The 18,426-nt window shown below is 63.8% G+C and carries 17 protein-coding genes; 6 read left to right on the top strand and 11 right to left on the bottom strand.

The genetic code is table 11. From position 1 onward, the window contains the following. Window positions 1-205 precede the first annotated feature (205 nt). From B7G53_RS19765 to B7G53_RS19750, 4 genes are read right to left on the bottom strand one after another with little or no spacing between them, the layout of a single operon-like run. Complete coding sequence (locus tag B7G53_RS19765) at window positions 206-988, bottom strand: SDR family oxidoreductase (protein WP_096670905.1); 783 nt, start codon at window positions 986-988, stop codon at window positions 206-208. A 58-nt stretch (window positions 989-1,046) separates the two neighbouring features. Next, on the bottom strand, window positions 1,047-1,736 hold the full coding sequence (lptC, locus tag B7G53_RS19760) for an LPS export ABC transporter periplasmic protein LptC (RefSeq protein ID WP_096670903.1): 690 nt from the start codon (window positions 1,734-1,736) through the stop codon (window positions 1,047-1,049). After that, the gene (locus B7G53_RS19755; protein ID WP_096670901.1) at window positions 1,736-2,338 is read right to left on the bottom strand and encodes a KdsC family phosphatase; all 603 of its coding nucleotides are present in this window, start codon (window positions 2,336-2,338) and stop codon (window positions 1,736-1,738) included. The genes lptC and B7G53_RS19755 overlap by 1 nt, the downstream gene beginning before the upstream one ends. Beyond that, a complete protein-coding gene (locus B7G53_RS19750) occupies window positions 2,338-3,330 on the bottom strand; it encodes a KpsF/GutQ family sugar-phosphate isomerase (protein WP_096670899.1) in 993 nt (330 codons plus the stop codon). Before B7G53_RS19750 ends, B7G53_RS19755 begins: the two co-directional genes overlap by 1 nt. An 89-nt stretch (window positions 3,331-3,419) precedes the next feature. Between B7G53_RS19750 and B7G53_RS19745 the strand changes: the two genes are divergently transcribed. The 3 genes from B7G53_RS19745 to B7G53_RS19735 are packed head-to-tail and all read left to right on the top strand — an operon-like array spanning window position 3,420 to window position 6,534. Continuing rightward, a complete protein-coding gene (locus B7G53_RS19745; RefSeq protein WP_096670897.1) occupies window positions 3,420-5,405 on the top strand; it encodes a monovalent cation:proton antiporter family protein in 1,986 nt (661 codons plus the stop codon). A gap of 15 nt (window positions 5,406-5,420) precedes the next feature. After that, window positions 5,421-5,963 (top strand): histidine phosphatase family protein, encoded by a 543-nt coding sequence (locus B7G53_RS19740; protein ID WP_096670919.1) that lies wholly within the window; start codon window positions 5,421-5,423, stop codon window positions 5,961-5,963. A 4-nt stretch (window positions 5,964-5,967) separates the two neighbouring features. Beyond that, window positions 5,968-6,534 carry an adenine phosphoribosyltransferase gene (locus B7G53_RS19735; protein ID WP_096670895.1) on the top strand — a complete coding sequence of 189 codons (567 nt, stop codon included), beginning with the start codon at window positions 5,968-5,970 and terminating at the stop codon, window positions 6,532-6,534. Between the two features lie 107 nt (window positions 6,535-6,641). Here B7G53_RS19735 and B7G53_RS19730 read toward each other — a convergent pair whose 3' ends face one another. From B7G53_RS19730 to rpmH, 7 genes are all read right to left on the bottom strand, one after another. Next, window positions 6,642-7,457: a hypothetical protein gene (locus B7G53_RS19730; RefSeq protein WP_255250099.1), complete on the bottom strand. Its 816-nt coding sequence runs from the start codon at window positions 7,455-7,457 to the stop codon at window positions 6,642-6,644. A 257-nt stretch (window positions 7,458-7,714) separates the two neighbouring features. Beyond that, a complete protein-coding gene (locus B7G53_RS19725; protein WP_096670893.1) occupies window positions 7,715-8,206 on the bottom strand; it encodes a Crp/Fnr family transcriptional regulator in 492 nt (163 codons plus the stop codon). A gap of 139 nt (window positions 8,207-8,345) precedes the next feature. Beyond that, window positions 8,346-9,794, bottom strand: coding sequence for a tRNA uridine-5-carboxymethylaminomethyl(34) synthesis GTPase MnmE (gene mnmE, locus B7G53_RS19720; protein WP_096670891.1), 1,449 nt, complete (start codon window positions 9,792-9,794; stop codon window positions 8,346-8,348). A gap of 43 nt (window positions 9,795-9,837) precedes the next feature. After that, complete coding sequence (yidC, locus tag B7G53_RS19715; RefSeq protein WP_096670889.1) at window positions 9,838-11,565, bottom strand: membrane protein insertase YidC; 1,728 nt, start codon at window positions 11,563-11,565, stop codon at window positions 9,838-9,840. After that, complete coding sequence (gene yidD, locus B7G53_RS19710) at window positions 11,562-11,900, bottom strand: membrane protein insertion efficiency factor YidD (RefSeq protein WP_096670887.1); 339 nt, start codon at window positions 11,898-11,900, stop codon at window positions 11,562-11,564. Before yidD ends, yidC begins: the two co-directional genes overlap by 4 nt. After that, window positions 11,897-12,307 carry a ribonuclease P protein component gene (locus tag B7G53_RS19705; protein WP_096670885.1) on the bottom strand — a complete coding sequence of 137 codons (411 nt, stop codon included), beginning with the start codon at window positions 12,305-12,307 and terminating at the stop codon, window positions 11,897-11,899. Before B7G53_RS19705 ends, yidD begins: the two co-directional genes overlap by 4 nt. 45 nt (window positions 12,308-12,352) lie before the next feature. Then, the gene (rpmH, locus tag B7G53_RS19700; protein ID WP_077595646.1) at window positions 12,353-12,487 is read right to left on the bottom strand and encodes a 50S ribosomal protein L34; all 135 of its coding nucleotides are present in this window, start codon (window positions 12,485-12,487) and stop codon (window positions 12,353-12,355) included. 427 nt (window positions 12,488-12,914) lie between these two features. On the opposite strand from rpmH, the gene dnaA reads away from it, so the two are divergent. The 3 genes from dnaA (at window position 12,915) to gyrB (ending at window position 18,425) form a co-directional block, all read left to right on the top strand. Beyond that, window positions 12,915-14,309, top strand: coding sequence for a chromosomal replication initiator protein DnaA (gene dnaA, locus B7G53_RS19695; RefSeq protein ID WP_096670915.1), 1,395 nt, complete (start codon window positions 12,915-12,917; stop codon window positions 14,307-14,309). Window positions 14,310-14,578: 269 nt separating this feature from the next. Then, a complete protein-coding gene (gene dnaN / locus B7G53_RS19690; RefSeq protein ID WP_096670883.1) occupies window positions 14,579-15,685 on the top strand; it encodes a DNA polymerase III subunit beta in 1,107 nt (368 codons plus the stop codon). A gap of 112 nt (window positions 15,686-15,797) precedes the next feature. Continuing rightward, window positions 15,798-18,425: a DNA topoisomerase (ATP-hydrolyzing) subunit B gene (gyrB, locus tag B7G53_RS19685; RefSeq protein WP_441339004.1), complete on the top strand. Its 2,628-nt coding sequence runs from the start codon at window positions 15,798-15,800 to the stop codon at window positions 18,423-18,425. The last annotated feature ends 1 nt before the right edge of the window (window position 18,426 follow it).

The following is an 18,426-nucleotide window of genomic DNA, read 5'->3' as shown; positions in this document are numbered from 1 at the left end:
GTGGTGGCGGCGGTGGCCGTTCCGGCGGCGGCGGCTACGGTGGCGGCGGCTCTGGCGGCGGACGCGGCGGCTACTAAGCCCTGACCCCCTGCCGCTTCAGCTTCGGCTGAAGACAGCTTTAAAAGGCTTCAAGACTTCGGTTTTGAAGCCTTTTTGCATGGTGGCCCTTGATACAAGGGCACATGTAGCTATTATTTTTATAGCATTACGACGGCTTTTCCGATTGGCGGTGTTTGCGCGGCCGGCCCGCCAGGGCCTTGTCGAACACGGCATTGGGCAACAGCCGCAGCAGCTTGGCCACCACGCCCATCTGCCAGGGAATCACGCGGTAGCTGGCGCCGGCCTCGATGGCGGCGAAGGCCTTCTCGGCAAACGCCTGCGGCTGCATCAGAAAGGGCATGGCGTAACGGTTCTTCTGCGTCAGCGGCGTGTCGATGTAGCCGGGGCACAGGGTCACGACCTTCACGCCCGCAGGCCGCAGCTCGCCACGCAGGCTCTCGCAGTAGCTGATCACTGCTGCCTTGCTGGCACAGTAGGCGCCGTGGCCGGGCAGCCCGCGAATACCCGCCACACTGCCGATGCCCACCAGCGAACCCGAACCCCGCTGCACCATGGCCGCCACAAAAGGATGAAACGTCGCCGCCAGGCCGATATTGTTGGTGGCAAATGTCTGCGCCATCATCTCCAGGTCCGCGCGCACCGCCGTGTCCATGCCAATGCTGATGCCGGCGTTGGCCACCACCACATCCGGCAGCCCCTGGGCTGCCAGGCAGGCCTGCCCTGCGGCCACCATGCTGTTGCTGTCCGCCACATCGGCGCTATAGATTTTATAGTTGTCGACGCTTATTCCATGTGCCTGAGCCCACGATTCCACCTCGTGGGTGCGGCGCGCCACCAGTGCCAGCCGGTAGCCCGCCTGAAAAAAGCGCAGGGCCAGGGCCTGGCCAATGCCGCTGGAGGCGCCGGTGATGAAAACGAGTCTGGACATGGAAAACTCCTGCCGGGCCTGAACCGGCCGGCTTTTTGCAGACGGCCAGCGGCGGCCGTCAGGGCGCGCCACCCGCGGGGGCTTTACGCGGCACAAGCACGCCTTTGACGCGCCCCTTGAGGTCTGCCACGCGGTCAAAATTGTCGTAGGCAAAAGTGTCGCCGGCAAACTGGTCGCTGCCACGCGTGATGACCACCGGCAGGTGTGACTTTGCACGCTCTTCGTTGACAAACACGTGCAGGAACTCGCCCTGGAATTCGAGCCGCGGAACTTCCCGGCCGTTCGCGTCCACGGCCGCTTCGCGCACCACGCGTGCATTGCCGATGAGCTGGACTTCCGAGCCGTCGGCATTGGTCAGGGCCCGGTTGCCGGTGGAGGTCGTCAGCCGGCCTTCCAGGCTGTAGCTGCGGATCAGCGCCTGGTCGATCTCCAGCGTGTCGCTGTCGGGGTAGTGGCGCAGCTCGACGCCGGAGACATCGCTTTTGAGCCGCCCCGCGTCGTCAAAGGTCTTGATGCCGAACTTGCGCAGGTAGTAGTCCGGCTCGACACTGACCGCCCGCTGGCCTTCCGGCGGCAGTGAGGCGGGCGTGTTTCTCACGAGCCAGTACGTGCCCAGCGCGAGCACACCCATCATCAGCACCGGGATGTAGATGGCGGTGCGCTCCCACAGCAGCGACACCCTGTCGAGCGCGTTGCGCCAGGCAGGAACCACGCCGGCCGGCGGGCCCAGGGAGGGGGTGGCAGCCATCAGGCGGTGTACTCCTGCAGCAAGGCCGCATAGCGGCCGCTGGCCACCATCAGCAGGTCGCAGAATTCGCGCACGGCGCCGTCACCACCGCGGGCCTGCGTGACATGCGTGGCCAGGGCCTTGACCTCCACATGCGCGTTGGCAGGTGCGCAGCTGAAGGCCACGCGGCGCATCACCGGCAGGTCGGGCCAGTCATCGCCCATGAAGGCCGCCTGGGACCAGTCCAGCCCCAACTCTTTCAGGGTGATCTCGGCGGCCGGGCGCTTGTCCTCGGTGCCGTAGTGGGTGTGGGTCACGCCCAGCGCGTGCAGGCGCGAGCGCAACACCACGCTGTCGCGCCCGGTGATCACGGCCGGCGTGATGCCCGCCCGCTGCAGAAGCTTCAGGCCGTGGCCGTCCAGCGTGTTGAAGCGCTTGAGGGTTTCGCCGCCGGTGGTGAAGCCCTCGTGCTGTGTCGCCCGCTCGTCACCCGGCGGGTACTCGCCGAAATACAGGCCGCCGTCGGTCAACACGCCGTCGACATCAAAGAACGCCACCTTGATGTTCTGTGCGCGCAGCAGCAGTTCAGGCGCAAGGTTCAGGGCCGGCACATGGGGACGCATCAGATCACCTTCGCGCGCAGCAAGTCGTTGCTGTTGAGCGCGCCGCACAGGGCGCCTGCCTCGTCCACCACCAGCACGCTGGTGATGCGGTACTGCTCCATCAGGGCCGCCGCCTCCACGGCCAGGGCGCCGGCGGGCAGGGTGCGCGGGTCGGGGTGCATGACCTCGCTGGCCTGTGCGGCGCGCAAATCCACGCCTTTTTCCACCAGGCGACGCAAATCGCCGTCGGTAAAGATGCCCAGCACCCGGCGATGCTCGTCCACCACCGCCGAAGCGCCCAGGCCCTTGCGGCTCATCTCGCGCATCAGTTCGGTGAACCCGGTGTGCGGGCCCACGGCGGGCACGGCGTCACCGGTGCGCATCACGTCGCTCACATGGGTCAGCAGTTTGCGGCCCAGTGCGCCGCCAGGGTGGGACCGGGCAAAGTCTTCCTCCCTGAAGCCGCGGGCGTCGAGCAGGGCCACCGCCAGCGCATCGCCCAGCGCCAGCTGCGCCGTGGTGCTGGCCGTCGGCGCCAGATTGAGCGGGCAGGCCTCCTGCGCCACACTGCTGTCGAGCGTGACATCGCCATACTCGGCCAGTGTCGAGGCCGCGTTGCCGGTGATGGCCACCAGCGGCACCCCCTGGCGGCGCAGCGCCGGCAGGATGGCGGTGAGCTCCTCGCTCTCGCCGCTGTTCGATATCGCCAGCACCACATCCCCCGCCTGCACCATGCCCAGGTCGCCATGGCTGGCCTCGGCCGGATGCACAAACATCGCCGGCGTGCCGGTCGAGGCCAGGGTGGCGGAAATTTTCCGGCCGATGTGGCCGCTTTTGCCCATGCCCATCACCACGACCCGGCCCTTGCAGGCCAGCATGACCTGCACGGCTTGCGCGAATTCGGGGCCGACCCGGGTTTTCAGGCCGAGGACCGCGGCGGCTTCAATGTCAAAGGTTCTGTGGGCCAGTGCCAGCGCTTGCGCAGGGTCGAATTTCGCGGGATCAAAGCTCATGCCTGCATTCTATAGAGCCGCACCGAATCGGGGCCGGCCCTGCCCGGTCACCCCCGGGGGAGAAAACACCCATCGGCTACCATCAAAGCATGACCGCGCTCGAACTAACACTGCTGTATTTGCTGGCTGCTGTGCTTGGCGTGGTCACCTGCCGCTTCTTCAAGTTGCCGCCCATGCTGGGTTACCTGGCGGTCGGCGTGGTGATCGGCCCGAACGCGCTGGCACTGGCGAAAAACTCCGATGGCGTGCGCCATCTCGGCGAGTTCGGCGTGGTGTTCCTGATGTTTGTGATCGGCCTCGAGTTCAACCTGCCCAAGCTGCGCTCGATGCGGCGTCATGTCTTCGGCCTGGGCATGCTCCAGGTCGTGTCCACGATGGTGCTGGCCACCGTCGGCTCCCTGTTTCTGGCGACGCTGGCGCCCACCCTCTGGAAGATGCCGTGGCAGACGGCGCTGGCGCTCTCCGGTGCCGTTGCCATGAGCAGCACCGCCGTGGTGGTCAAGCTGCTGTCCGAGCGGCTCGAGCTCGACTCTGAACACGGCAAACGCGTGATGGGCGTGCTGCTGTTCCAGGATCTGGCCGTGGTGCCGCTGCTGGTGCTGATTCCCGCGCTGGGCGCCTCCCCCGACAAGCTGCTGATGGGGCTGGCGATTGCCGGGCTCAAGGCAACAGTGCTGGTCGGATTGCTGCTGACCGGCGGCCAGCGCGTCATGCGCTGGTGGCTGACCCTGGTGGCCAGGCGCAAGAGCGAGGAGCTGTTCGTGCTGAACCTGCTGCTGGTCACGCTGGCGCTGGCCTGGCTCACCGAGTTGGCCGGGTTGAGCCTGGCGCTCGGCGCCTTCATCGCGGGCATGCTGATCTCCGAAACCGAGTTCAAGCACCAGGTGGAAACCGACATTCGCCCCTTCCACGACATGCTGCTCGGGCTGTTTTTCATCAGCATCGGCATGTTGCTGGACTGGCGGCTGGTGCTCGAACGCTGGCCGCTGGTGCTGCTGCTGCTGACCGTGCCGGTGCTGTTCAAGCTGGTGCTGGTCACGGCGCTGGCGCGCGGCCTGGGCGCCACCACCGGTGTGTCGCTGCGCACCGGCCTGTACCTGGCGCAGGCCGGTGAGTTCGGTTTTGTGCTGCTGACACTGGCGCAAGGCAACAACCTGATTCCCCCGTCGCTGCTCAACCCCATCCTGGCGAGCATGGTGCTGTCGATGCTGGCCACGCCCTTCATCATCATGTACAGCAACCGCATCGTGATGAAGCTGGTCTCCAGCGAATGGCTGCAGCAGTCGCTGCAGATGACCACGATTGCGCGCAAATCCATCAACACCGACCGGCACGTGATCGTCTGCGGCTACGGGCGCTGCGGCCAGAACCTGGGTCACATGCTGGAGCGTGAAGGCATCCCCTACATCGCGCTGGACCTGGACCCGGACCGGGTGCGCCAGGCCGCCGCCGCCGGTGACTCGGTGGTGTTCGGCGACGCCGTGCGGCTGCAATCGCTGATGGCGGCCGGCCTGGCGCGCGCCAGCGCCGTGGTGGTGACCTATCTGGACACGGCCAGTGCGCTCAAGGTGCTGGCCAACATCCGCGCCCATGCGCCCACCGTGCCCGTGATTGTCCGCACGAGGGATGACCGCGATCTGGAAAGGCTGCAGGCCGCCGGCGCCACCGAGGTGGTGCCCGAGGCCATCGAAGCCAGCCTGATGCTGGCCAGCCATGCGCTGGCGCTGGTGGGTGTGCCCATGCGCCGCGTGATCCGGGTGGTGCAGGACCAGCGCGATGCGCGCTACAACCTGTTGCGCGGCTATTTTCGCGGTGCCGACGACGACACGACGGCCGATCTGGAGCAGGAACGCCTGTCCACCGTCACGCTGCCCCTGGGCATCAAGTCGATCGGCCGGCCATTGGGCGAGTTTGCGCTGCGCGCAACCGGTGTACGCGTGGTCAGCCTGCGCCGCGGCGGCGGCAAGCCCCTGGAAGCACTGGACACCACACGGCTTGAGGAGGGCGACACCCTGGTGCTGTCGGGCAAGTCCGAAGCCCTGGCCCTGGCCGAGCAGAAACTTTTGCGCGGCTGACGGGCTCCCATGTCCATGAATCGACGACTGTTCACCGGCGCGCTGCTGGTCACCCCCTGGCTGGCCAGCGCGCAAACCGAGCCGCTTGCCACTCACCTGCGCGCTGGCGCCTGTGTGGTGTTGCTGCGCCATGCGCAGACCGTGCCCGGCATCGGCGACCCACCGGACTTTCGCATTGACCAGTGCAGCACACAGCGCAACCTCAGCGATGAAGGGCGCCTGCAGGCCGGGCGCATCGGCCAGTGGTTCACGTCCCGCGGCCTGCAGCCGCGCGCGGTCCGGTCCAGCGCCTGGTGCCGCTGCAAGGACACGGCGGACCTGGCGTTCGGCAGCCACCAGGTCTGGCCGGCGCTCAATTCCTTTTTCGGGTCCGGCGGCAGGGACAGCCAGACGGCGCCATTACGCACCGCACTGGGCCACATCCCGGCGGGCCATTTCGAGGTGTGGGTCACCCACCAGGTCAACATAACGGCGCTGACCGGTGAGGGCATGACGATGGGGGAAGGCTTGGTGGTCGATGCACGGGGCAAAATGGTGGTCCGCAGCACTTTTGGCTAGCCCCATGCCCTCCACCCGCGACGCGTTCAATTTCGGCCCTTACCTCCGCAGCCACATCCGCACCGTGCCCGACTGGCCGACCCCCGGCGTCCAGTTTCGCGACATCACGCCACTGCTGCAGGACCCGAAGGTGTTCCGTGTGCTGATTGACGCCTTTGTGCACCGCTACATGGACCCGGCCCTGCGCCCCGACGTGGTGGCCGGGCTGGATGCGCGCGGCTTCATCCTCGGCGCGGTGGTGGCGTATGAGCTCAACATCGGTTTTGTGCCGATCCGCAAAAAAGGCAAGCTGCCTTTCACCACGGTGCAGGAAACCTACGAACTCGAGTACGGCAGCGCCACCGTCGAGCTGCACACCGACGCCGTCAAAACCGGTGACAGGGTGCTGCTGATCGACGACCTCATCGCCACCGGCGGCACCATGATGGCCGGCAAAAAGCTGCTGGAAAAGCTAGGCGCCCGCGTCATGGAAGGCGCGGCGATTGTGGATCTGCCGAAGCTGGGCGGCTCCGCCAAGCTGCGTGCCGCCGGCCTGCCGCTGTTCACACTGGTGGATTTCTCAGGCCACTGAGTCCAGCCAATCGCTATTAATTCAATAGCTGCCGGCGCTCATCCATAAAGGGCTGGATGGCGAATTGATGCCATGTTTCAGGAAATCCGGGCAGCAGCGCCCGCAGCTCACATCAGGTCGCCGTACTGCGTGGCGCTGAGCGCCGGCGCCGAGACAGGCGCATCCGGCATCTCGGTGTCTTCAAAACCGGTGAGCAGGGTGTAGGAATGCGGGCCGCTGCGGGTGGACACACCTTTTGCCACTTGTGCCGTGCCGCCGCCGGCGGATGCGGCAGCCAGGGCCTGCTTGAAAGCGGCCACTTCGTCGTCCTGGATGGGTTCAAAACGGGAGGCGACTGGCGCCGCCACAGCCGTTTCGGTGACGGCAGCGGCGGAGACAGCCGGCTCGGACAAGGCAGTCGCCGCGCCAGCCGTCGCCGCAGCGGCAGGCGCGCCGTGGGTGCGGGTACCGGACCGGGGCCGGCCCACCGACACCAGCTCGTTCATGCGCCAGTACACGGCCGTCACACGGATGTTGTAGCGTGACTTGGCGCTCTGGGCGATCATCACCTCGATTTCCGCCAGGCGATCGGTCTGGCCGCCGAACTCCTGCGCCAGGTCCATCATGACCATGAACTGGTCCCCGCGCGGGTCCAGGGACAACACCTTGAATTTGTAGCTGGCCGACAGGACGCCGGCACGGATCATGGCCTCGCGCACAGCGGCATACAGCAGTTCCCTCTTGGCGTGCCGCTGGGATTTCTGCTCGCCGCCGTGTTCGCCGGTTTTCACAGGTGCGGGCACCGAAGTCCTGGGCCGTGCGCCCGCCACCGGCCGGATGCGCTCGTCGCGCGTCAGGCCCGAACTGTCGCCGTCGGGTCGCCCCTTGCCGGCGACCTGCCTGGCGGTGCTGGAGCTACCGGAAAACCAACTGAAAAATGACATCGCCTGGCGCCTGGAAAATGAGCGCTGCGCGTGCAGCGATCGGGGTGGTGTTGCAGGTATGTCCTGCAACTTTCATCGGTCTAGTTTACTGAGTCCTCCTGACAAGACAGCCCGCGCCGGGCGGACGGAAGGTACCGCCGGTAAGTCCCGGTGACCCTCTTCGCCATAAATCACGCTCCGGCCACCTGAATACACATCCGCGCCTTGCTGGCGTCCGCCTTCGTGGTGACGCCACCACTGGCCACGACCCCATGCCCTCAGGTGACCGCCACACGTTTGGGACGGTTGTAAAGGCGCCTGGCCATCACCCCGCCCATGGCCAGACACAGTTCCAGCGCGATCGGGCTGTGCCGGTTGGACAGCTCCTTGAAACGAATCGCGGTAAGACACCAGAGCTGACAGGCGTTGGAGGCCTGCACGGTGGCGTTGCGCGGCTGGCGCGAGAAAAAAGCACCTTCGCCCACCATGGAGCCCGCCGCCACCATGGCCAGACGCACGCGGCCTTTCTCGTCCTGGTAGTGAACACTCAGCGTGCCGCTCTCAATGAAGTACAGGGTCTGGTCCGCCGAACCCCGCTCAATCAGCGACTGCCCCTGCTGCAAGGCAAACGGCTGCATGTAGCCGGCCAACTCGTCCCACTGCTGCGGCGTGAACTGACAACGCAAGGCGTCGCTGGCATGGCTGTGCGCAATCGCGTTGACCAGCCCCTGGATGTCAAAGCGGACCGATGTGGGGAGAGGGGCGTTCATGGTGCACGGAAGATACCCTTCACCGGGACCTTGCCGCAAGGGACGTTAACGCTCGTTTACACCTGATACAACGGCGCGTCAGGTGGAATCATGTCCCGAACCAGCGGCGTCCTGGTCGAAATCGTCCACTGTTAGCGTGCTACTTGCCGATGCAGAATTTCGAGAAAATTTCGCCGAGCAGGTCCTCGGACGTGAACTGGCCGGTGATGTTGCTCAGGGCATTCTGCGCCTGGCGCAGGTCTTCAGCCAGCAGGTCCAGCGCAGGCGCCCGGGCGTGCAGCTGTGCGTCAGCCCGCGCAAGTTGTGCCTCGACCTGGCGCAGCGCGCGTACATGGCGCTCACGCGCCATGAACACCCCTTCGGGTGCCGCCTGCCAGCCCACCACCCGCAGCAACTGCTGGCGCAGCTGCTGCAGGCCGGCGCCGGTTTTGGCAGAGATGGGCACACCGGAAGCCACCGCGGCCAGCACCTCGGCATCGGCCATGTCCGACTTGTTCCAGACATCGATCACCGGCGTGTTGGCGGGCAGCCTGTCGGTGATGGCGGCCGCGATTTCTGCGTCTGCCGCGCGGTAGTTCAGGGCAATGCGCAGGTCGTCGGGCGTGCGCTGGCGCGTCAGGTCATGCAGAAAGAGCACGGCATCGGCACTCTGGATTTCTGTCCAGGCGCGTTCGATCCCGATTTTCTCGACTTCATCGACTTCCGGCAGCAGGCTGTCGCGCAGGCCCGCGGTGTCCACCACATGCAGGGGGACGCCATCGATCTGGATCAGTTCGCTGACCTTGTCGCGCGTGGTGCCGGCCACCGGCGTCACGATGGCCAGCTCGGCACCCGCCAGCGCATTGAGCAGCGAGCTTTTGCCGGCGTTGGGCTGGCCGGCAATGACGACCTTGATGCCTTCCCGCAGGATCGCGCCCTGCTGCGCACGCTGCAGCACCGTGGCCAGCGTCTGCTGCAGGCGGGTCAGCTGGCCCTGGGCATCGGCCTGCTGCAGGAAATCGATGTCTTCCTCGGGGAAATCGAGCGTGGCTTCCACCAGCATGCGCAGGTGCACCAGCTGGTCGAGCAGCGCATGGACTTCTTTCGAAAACTCCCCGGACAGCGAGCGAGCCGCCGACCGCGCGGCCGTTTCGGTACTGGCGTCAATCAGGTCGGCAATCGCCTCGGCCTGTGCCAGGTCGATCTTGTCGTTCAGGAAGGCTCGTTCGGTGAATTCACCGGGCTGGGCCAGGCGCAGGCCGGCGAGCCGCGGCTGGCCCGCGGCTGCATCGTTTTCTGCCGCCGCCTCCAGGCAGCGTGCCAGCAGCAACTGAAGCACCACAGGCCCGCCATGGGCCTGCAACTCGAGCACGTCTTCGCCGGTGTAGGAGTGCGGCGCCGGGAAAAAAATCGCCAGGCCCTGGTCGATCGGCCGACCGGCCGCGTCGCAAAAAGGCAGGTAACTGGCCTGCCGGGGTGTCAGTGACCGGCCGCACAAAACCTCGACCAACGGCGCCAGAGCCTTGCCTGAAATGCGAACGATGCCGACCGCGCCGCGGCCTGGTGCGGTGGCAATCGCTGCGATGGGGTGGTGATGACGGGCCAGCATGAGGGCACCATGTTAAAGGGCCGCGAAGCGGCCCTTTTTTTGTTTACCTGAACTTCGGCAAATTAAACTGCGGCGGCACACCCATCCGGGTGTTGATCACCCACTGCTGCGCGATCGACAGCACGTTGTTGGTGATCCAGTAGAGCACCAGACCGGCCGGGAAGAAGAAGAACATCACGCTGAAGATCAGCGGCATGAACCACATCAGCTTGGCCTGCATCGGATCGGGTGGCGTCGGGTTCAGGGCCGTCTGCAGCATGGTGGTCAGGGTCATCACGATGGGCAGGATGAAGTAGGGGTCCGGCGAGGACAAATCCTTGATCCACAGGATCCAGGGCGCGTTGCGCATCTCGACCGAGCTGAGCAACACCCAGTACAGGGCAATGAACACCGGAATCTGGATCAGGATGGGGAAGCAGCCCCCCATGGGGTTGACCTTTTCGTCGCGGTACATCTTCATCATGGCCTGCTGCATTTCCTGCGGCTTGTCTTTCAGCCGCTCGCGCATTTCCATGATCTTCGGGTTGACCGCCTTCATCTTGGCCATGCTGGCGTAGGCCTTGGCGTTGAGCCAGTAGAACGCGGCCTTGAGCAGCAGCACCAGCGCCACGATGGACCAGCCCCAGTTCTGCAGGAAACCGTGCAGCTTGTCGAGCAGCCAGTACAGCGGTTTGGCCAGAATCGTCAGCCAGCCATAGTCCTTGACCAGCTCCAGGCCGGGCGTGATGGCTTCGAGCTGCTTTTCAATCTGGGGACCCACAAAAAACCGGGCTTCCACCGTTTTGGTGGTACCGGGCGCCACGGCTCCCAGCGGCGTGATCATGCCCACCGCATACAGGTTGGTGTCGACCTTGCGCAGGAAGATGTCGCGCTGGACGCCGTCGGCCAGCATCCAGGCCGACGCAAAATAATGCTGCACCATGGCCACGTAGCCATTGCTCGCGTGTTTTTCGACATCGACCTTGTTGTTCTCGATGTCCTTGAATTCAATCTTCTGGTATTTCTTGGCCTCTGTATAAAGTGCCGGGCCGGTGAACGTGGAATAAAACGAAGACTCGCCGGGCGGCTTGTTGCCGTCACGCACCAGCTGCAGGTACAGCTGCGGCGAGGCCGCGCTGCTGCCCGTGTTGACAATGTCATGCCGCACGGTCATGTCATAGACGCCGCGCTTGAGCGTGTAGGTCTTGACCAGCTTGACGCCACCGACCTCAGCCGACTCGAATTTGATTTCCAGCGTGTCCTGGCCGTCCTTGAGCGTGCGCTCGCCGGGGACGGCGGTCATCAATGTCTTGTGGGTCGGGAAACTGCCGCCTTCGGCACCGGCGATCAGGCCGGACTGCGCCACGTAGACACGCGCCGCGCTTTCATCGAGCAGCACAAAGCCGGAGGACTGGTCGACCATGTCCTTGTGCTTGAGGAAGGAGGAGTGGACCAGCGTACCGCCTTCGGTGTCGAAGGTCAGGCTCAGCACATCGGTGTTGACGACCAGGCGCTCCTTGGTGGCCGACGGGGTGGTGGCAGGCAGCACGCCAGGCGCCGAAGCAGCCGCGGCGCCGGCCACCGGTGCCGGCACGGCACTGCCACCGACCGGGCCGGTCGGCACGCTGGCGGCACTGGCCGGCTTGCTGGCCGGTGCCGTGGTGCTCACGGCGGGAGCGGCCGACGGGAAGAAGGTGGCCTTGTGGCCATTGAAGAGCTGCCACTGGTCCCACAGCAGGACCATGGAAAACCCAAAAATCACCCACAAAATGGTACGGCGAATGTCGTTCATGACGGCTTCTTTTTAGAGGGGATCGAGGTCACGGGCGTGACCAGACGGGTGAAAAGGGAAGGTCGGCCGGAAGTCGGCGGCACTGGATCGTAACCGCCGCTGCACCAGGGGTGGCAACGCGCCACCCGGTAAAGCGTCAGGTAGCTGCCCCGGGCGGCGCCATGCTGCTGCAAGGCCTGCAGCGAATACGCTGAACAGGTTGGCTCAAAGCGGCAGGACGATCCCAGCCAGGGGCTGAGCAGGAGACGGTAACCCTTGACCAGGGCCACCAGGGTTTTCTGCGGCAGGCGACTGAGCGTTACCGTTGCCCGGCGAAGCGTGGACAAAGTGCTCATGCGGCTTGAACTCCGGCCTGTAGCAAGGCCTGCACTTCGCTGCGCACGGCCTGCTTGAGCGCTTCCGAGCTGGCGCTGACAAATTCCTGGCGCGAAAAATCACGACGCAAACGGATCACCCACCCGGAATGGGACAGGCGAGGCGAAAAATCGGCGCTCACGGTGTAGATCTGTCTTTTGATGGCGTTGCGCGTGACGGCTCGTTTGGCCCAGCGTTTAGGCACCATCGCCCCGACCCAGACATCCTGAACGGGAAACAGGTCCGGCGTGTCATGGGTCTTGCTGGGCACGGTTTGCGCGTTCATGGCATCGAGCGCATTGCGGTGCAATGCGAAATGCGTTGTTCTTGCAACAATGGCGCCAGCAAGGACTGCCTGGAACTGGGGTCGGGTTTTAAGCCGCTGCACTAGCGCCAGGCATCCGCGAAGCAATAGGCCTGCTGGACCCGGAGCTTAGACAGCCAGGCGCTTGCGGCCTTTGGCGCGACGGGCCGCAATCACTGCGCGGCCGCCACGTGTTTTCATGCGTGACAGGAAACCGTGCGTACGGGCGCGCTTGACTTTGGAAGGTTGGTATGTGCGTTTCATGATGGGTCCTACAAGCTACAAAAAGCTCCCTTGTGCAAAATCTGAAAATTCTGCGATTCAATCCTGGCGGCTGTACAACACAACCAACTCTGCAAGTCAGCAGGGCCCGCAAGGCGTAAACGGTGCTTGAAAACAAGCATCACCACGGCGCGCCGACCCGCTATGAATCAGGGAAACCCACGATTATCGCAGATTTCCCAACGCTGGCAACAAGTTAGGGGCCGCATTGCCGGTAAATGCTGAGATCCCCCTGACAACGCCGGTGCCAGGGCCGCGCAGGGCCGGGCCGGCGCTGTCTAGGTTAAAACCCGAAGTCCTTTTTTTGTGGATAACTACGCCAGCCGACTACAATAACGGGTGCCAAAAATTAAAAATATCCACAAGCAAAAGCATGCTGGCCAATGCGACTATCCAGCCCCCAAACACCATGCGTGAGGGAGCCGTTCACAGCTCAAGCCAGGACTTGTGGCAAAGCTGCGTAGACCATCTGGCGCAGGAACTCCCCGAGCAACAGTTCAATACCTGGATCCGCCCGCTCGTGGCCGAGGTCGCCGGCGACCTGTCCAAAGTCACCATTCAAGTGGCCAACCGCTTCAAGCTGGACTGGATACGCGCGCAATACGCCGGCCGTATTTCGGCCCTGCTGGAGAAGGTTTCCGGCCACAGCATTCACCTTGAGTTAGCGCTCGCTCAGCGCGAACCCGGCATCCGGTCTGCACCTTTGACACGCAGCTTCGAGGGCAACGGCGTCACCGAGCCGGCGGGCCTGGGCGTTGCCGAAGACGCCGCCGGTGCGCCGTTCAAGAGCCGGCTCAACACCGCACTGACCTTTGACACCCTGATCGAGGGGACGGCCAACCGCATGGGCCGGGCCGCCGCCATGCATGTGGCGAGCAGCCTGGGCCAGCTTTACAACCCGCTGTTCATCTATGGCGGCGTCGGCTTGGGCAAGACCCACTTGATGCACGCCATCGGCAACAAGCTGATGGCCGACAACCCGGCCGCCAAAGTTCTCTACATCCACGCCGAGCAATTTGTGTCGGATGTGGTTAAGGCCTACCAGCGCAAGACGTTTGACGAGTTCAAGGAGCGTTACCACTCACTCGATCTGCTGCTGATCGACGACGTGCAGTTCCTCGCCAACAAGGACCGCACCCAGGAAGAGTTCTTCAACGCCTTCGAGGCGCTGCTGACCAAGAAGTCGCACATCGTGATGACCAGCGACACCTACCCCAAGGGGCTGACGGATATCCACGAGCGCCTGATCTCGCGTTTTGACTCCGGGCTGACAGTGGCCATCGAGCCGCCCGAGCTGGAGATGCGTGTGGCCATCCTGATCCGCAAGGCCGAGGCCGAAGGCACGGTCATGCCCGAGGAGGTCGCGTTTTTTGTGGCCAAGAACGTGCGCTCCAACGTGCGCGAGCTGGAAGGCGCGTTGCGCAAGATCCTCGCCTACTCGCGCTTCAACCTCAAGGAAATTTCCATCCAGCTGGCACGGGAAGCCCTGCGCGACCTGTTGTCCATCCAGAACCGCCAGATATCGGTCGAGAACATCCAGAAGACCGTGGCCGACTATTACAAGATTAAAGTCGCCGACATGTATTCGAAGAAGCGGCCCGCCAGCATTGCCCGGCCGCGCCAGATTGCCATGTACCTGGCCAAGGAACTGACCCAGAAGAGCCTTCCGGAGATTGGCGAGCTGTTTGGCGGCCGCGACCACACCACGGTGCTGCATGCCGTGCGCAAGATGGCCGCCGAGCGCCAGCAGATGACCGAACTCAATCAGCAGCTGCACGTGCTGGAACAAACCCTGAAAGGCTGAATTGAATACTTTTTCAGCCACTTTCCACCGGTTTCAGGCTCGCCTGACAACCATGGGGACAACTTTTGAACAACTGATGACTTATCCACAGGGGAAGTGGATTTCCGGAAGTTGTTCATATCAAGCGGCAGGGTAGGGAGTGGTCTGACCACAAGGTTAAACAAGCGCCAAGTAGTTGATCAAAAAGAAGAAAATAGGGCTGTCCACAGAAACGGGCTTCCCTTATCTACTACTACTAATTTGAATTAAAGAAATAAGAGGTTAAGACAGTGATCGTTCTTAAAGCCACCCAGGATAAAGTTTTGTCGGTTCTGCAATCGGTCGCGGGCATTGTTGAGCGTCGGCACACGCTGCCGATTCTGGCCAACGTGCTGATCCGCAAGACCGGCTCGCAGCTGCAACTGACAACCAGCGACCTGGAAATCCAGATCCGCACGACAGCTGAGCTGGACGGTGACACGGGCAACTTCACGACCACGGTCGGTGCACGCAAACTCATCGACATCCTGCGTTCCATGCCCAGCGACCAGACGGTGTCGCTCGAGTCGGCGCAGAACAAGCTGATCCTCAAGGGTGGCAAGAGCCGCTTCACGCTGCAGACGCTGCCGGCCGAAGACTTTCCGCTGGTGCAGGAAGCCGCCAACTTCGGCCCGAGCTTCTCGGTGCCGCAAAAGGTGCTGAAAGAGCTGCTGAACCAGGTCTCGTTTGCGATGGCGGTGCATGACATCCGCTACTACCTCAACGGCATCCTGTTCGTCGCCGAAGGCAAACAACTGAGCCTGGTGGCCACCGACGGCCACCGGCTGGCGTTCTCGTCGGCCACGCTCGACGTGGAAGTGCCGCGCCAGGAAGTGATCCTGCCGCGCAAGACGGTGCTCGAGATGCAGCGCCTGCTCAGCGACAAGGAAGGCGCGATCGAGATGCAGTTCGCCGGCAACCAGGCCAAGTTCTCGTTCGAAGGCATGGAGTTCGTCACCAAGCTGGTCGAGGGCAAATTCCCCGACTACAACCGTGTGATTCCGAAGAACCACAAAAACATCATCACCCTGGGCCGCGTGCCGCTGCTGGCGTCGCTGCAGCGCACCGCCATCTTGACCAGCGAGAAGTTCAAGGGCGTGCGCCTGAACATCGAGCCCGGCACCCTGCGTGTGGCGTCCAACAATGCCGAGCAGGAGGAAGCGGTCGACGAGCTCGACATCGACTACGGCGGTGACGCCATCGAGATCGGCTTCAACGTGACCTACCTGATCGACGCCCTGGCCAACATGGACCAGGACATGGTGAAGATCGAGCTGGCCGATTCGAACAGCTCGGCGCTGCTGACCATTCCCGACAACGCGGCGTTCAAGTACGTTGTGATGCCGATGCGGATTTGAGCTGTACCAGCAAAAAAAATCAAACCGCCGTCCCACCGAACCCGCTAGCCAAAGCGGGTTTGGTCATTCAAGAGATTGAGAAAAAGTAGTTCACCGTAGGTAAAACTGAGTTATGACCGAAGCAAACAAACCCAACGAAGCCACTCCTGACGATGCAGGCCGTGAGATGGAGGGCGTTCATTCCGGTGAAGGCGGCGAGGGAAGCTCCAATTTCCAGCCCAAGATCGACTCCAACCAGGCCGGCGCGTCTGAAGGCTACGGCGAGGGCTCGATCCAGATCCTGGAAGGCCTGGAGGCCGTGCGCAAGCGCCCCGGCATGTACATCGGCGACACGTCCGACGGCACCGGCCTGCACCACCTGGTGTTCGAGGTGGTCGACAACTCCATCGATGAATCGCTGGCCGGCCATTGCGACGACATCATGGTCACCATCCACCTGGACAACTCCATCAGCGTGGTGGACAACGGCCGGGGCATCCCGACCGGCATCAAGATGGACGACAAACACGAGCCAAAACGCTCGGCGGCCGAGATCGCGCTGACCGAGCTGCATGCCGGCGGCAAGTTCAACCAGAACAGCTACAAGGTCTCGGGCGGCCTGCACGGCGTGGGCGTGAGCTGCGTGAACGCGCTGTCCAAGATGCTGCGCCTGACAATTCGGCGCGAAGGCAAAGTCCATGTGATGGAGTTCTCCAAGGGCTTTGTGCAGAACCGCATCATCGAAAAAGTCGGCGGTGTGGAAGTGTCACCCATGCATGTGCTGGGCGACACCGACAAGCGCGGCACCGAGGTGCATTTCCTGCCCGACACCGACATCTTCCAGCAGAACAACGACTTCCATTACGAGATCCTGAGCAAGCGCCTGCGCGAGCTGAGCTTTCTGAACAACGGCGTGAAGATCCGCCTGAAGGACGAGCGCAGCGGCAAGGAAGACGACTTTGCCGGTGCCGGCGGCGTGACGGGTTTTGTCAACTTCATCAACAAGGGCAAGACCGTCCTGCACCCCAATGTGTTCCACGCGATGGGCGACCGCCAGAGCGACCAGAACACCAACATCGGTGTCGAAGTCGCCATGCAGTGGAACAGCGGCTACAACGAGCAGGTGCTGTGTTTCACCAACAACATCCCGCAGCGCGACGGCGGCACCCACCTGACTGGCCTGCGCGCCGCGATGACACGGGTGATCAACAAATACATCGACGACAGCGAGCTGGCCAAAAAAGCCAAGGTTGAAGTCACCGGCGACGACATGCGCGAAGGCCTGACCTGCGTGCTGAGCGTCAAGGTGCCCGAGCCCAAGTTCTCCAGCCAGACCAAGGACAAGCTGGTCAGTTCCGAGGTGCGCGGCCCGGTGGAAGACATCGTCAGCAAGCTGCTGACCGACTACCTGCAGGAGCGCCCGAACGATGCCAAGATCATCGTCGGCAAAATCATCGAAGCCGCGCGGGCGCGCGAAGCCGCCCGCAAGGCGCGCGACATGACACGCCGCAAGGGCGTGCTCGACGGCATGGGCCTGCCCGGCAAGCTGGCCGACTGCCAGGAAAAAGACCCGGCGCTTTGCGAAATCTACATCGTCGAGGGCGACTCCGCCGGCGGCTCGGCCAAGCAGGGCCGCGACCGCAAGTTCCAGGCGATCCTGCCGCTGCGCGGCAAGATCCTGAACGTGGAAAAAGCGCGGTACGAAAAGCTGCTGACCAGCAACGAGATCCTGACGCTGATCACCGCGCTGGGCACCGGCATCGGCAAGGCCGGCGGCACCACCGGCAACGACGACTTCAACGTTGCCAAGCTGCGTTACCACCGCATCATCATCATGACCGACGCCGACGTGGACGGCGCGCACATCCGCACCCTGCTGCTGACCTTCTTTTACCGCCAGATGCCCGAGCTGGTCGAGCGCGGCCACATCTACATCGCGCAGCCGCCGCTGTACAAGGTCAAGTCGGGCAAGGAAGAGCAGTACCTGAAAGACGGCCCGGCCCTCGACAGCTTCCTGCTGAAGATCGCGCTGAAAGACGCCGCGGTGTTGACCGGTGCCGACCCCGCCAATGGCCAGGGTACGCTGCTGACCGGCGACACGCTGGCCGAGCTGGCGCGCAAGCACCAGCTGGCCGAGTCCGTCATCGCCCGCCTGCGCGGCTACATGGACGCCGAAGCGCTGAAGGCCATTGCCGACGGCGTGGCGCTGAACCTGGACACGGTGGAAGACGCTGAGCGTTCCGCCGCCGCGCTGCAGGCCCAGTTGCCCACGGCCGAAGTGGCCGGCGAGTTTGACAGCCGCAACGACAAACCCATCCTGCGCATCAGCCGCCGCCACCACGGCAACGTCAAGAGCAGCGTGCTGACGCAGGACTTTGTGCACGGCGCCGACTACGCGGCGCTGGTCGAAGCTGCCGTGACCTTCAAGGGCCTGATGGGTCAGGGCGCCAAGGTGACACGCGGCGAGGGCGAGCGCCAGAAGGAAGAAAAAGTCGAGACCTTCCGCGACGCCATGGCCTGGTTGATCACACAGGCCGAAGGCGCCACCGCACGCCAGCGCTACAAAGGCCTGGGCGAGATGAACCCGGCCCAGCTGTGGGAAACCACCATGGACCCGACCGTGCGCCGCCTGCTGCGTGTGCAGATCGACGACGCGATCGAAGCCGATCACGTGTTCACCATGCTGATGGGCGACGACGTGGAGCCGCGCCGCGAGTTCATCGAGACGAATGCGCTGCGGGCTGCGAATATTGACGTCTGAG

This window comes from Polaromonas sp. AET17H-212 (genome assembly GCF_002379085.1).
GTDB lineage: Bacteria > Pseudomonadota > Gammaproteobacteria > Burkholderiales > Burkholderiaceae_C > Polaromonas.
The sequence above is the reverse complement of the archived record's forward strand: the minus strand, read 5'-3'. Positions and strand labels throughout refer to the sequence as shown.

Bases quoted from the DNA above. Each gene is read 5' to 3' on its own strand.
- B7G53_RS19765 (WP_096670905.1), bottom strand. From the start codon at position 988: ATGTCCAGACTCGTTTTCATCACCGGCGCCTCCAGCGGCATTGGCCAG.
- lptC (WP_096670903.1), bottom strand. From the start codon at position 1,736: ATGGCTGCCACCCCCTCCCTGGGCCCGCCGGCCGGCGTGGTTCCTGCC.
- B7G53_RS19755 (WP_096670901.1), bottom strand. From the start codon at position 2,338: ATGCGTCCCCATGTGCCGGCCCTGAACCTTGCGCCTGAACTGCTGCTG.
- B7G53_RS19750 (WP_096670899.1), bottom strand. From the start codon at position 3,330: ATGAGCTTTGATCCCGCGAAATTCGACCCTGCGCAAGCGCTGGCACTG.
- B7G53_RS19745 (WP_096670897.1), top strand. From the start codon at position 3,420: ATGACCGCGCTCGAACTAACACTGCTGTATTTGCTGGCTGCTGTGCTT.
- B7G53_RS19740 (WP_096670919.1), top strand. From the start codon at position 5,421: ATGAATCGACGACTGTTCACCGGCGCGCTGCTGGTCACCCCCTGGCTG.
- B7G53_RS19735 (WP_096670895.1), top strand. From the start codon at position 5,968: ATGCCCTCCACCCGCGACGCGTTCAATTTCGGCCCTTACCTCCGCAGC.
- B7G53_RS19730 (WP_255250099.1), bottom strand. From the start codon at position 7,457: ATGTCATTTTTCAGTTGGTTTTCCGGTAGCTCCAGCACCGCCAGGCAG.
- B7G53_RS19725 (WP_096670893.1), bottom strand. From the start codon at position 8,206: ATGAACGCCCCTCTCCCCACATCGGTCCGCTTTGACATCCAGGGGCTG.
- mnmE (WP_096670891.1), bottom strand. From the start codon at position 9,794: ATGCTGGCCCGTCATCACCACCCCATCGCAGCGATTGCCACCGCACCA.
- yidC (WP_096670889.1), bottom strand. From the start codon at position 11,565: ATGAACGACATTCGCCGTACCATTTTGTGGGTGATTTTTGGGTTTTCC.
- yidD (WP_096670887.1), bottom strand. From the start codon at position 11,900: ATGAGCACTTTGTCCACGCTTCGCCGGGCAACGGTAACGCTCAGTCGC.
- rpmH (WP_077595646.1), bottom strand. From the start codon at position 12,487: ATGAAACGCACATACCAACCTTCCAAAGTCAAGCGCGCCCGTACGCAC.
- dnaA (WP_096670915.1), top strand. From the start codon at position 12,915: ATGCGTGAGGGAGCCGTTCACAGCTCAAGCCAGGACTTGTGGCAAAGC.
- gyrB (WP_441339004.1), top strand. From the start codon at position 15,798: ATGACCGAAGCAAACAAACCCAACGAAGCCACTCCTGACGATGCAGGC.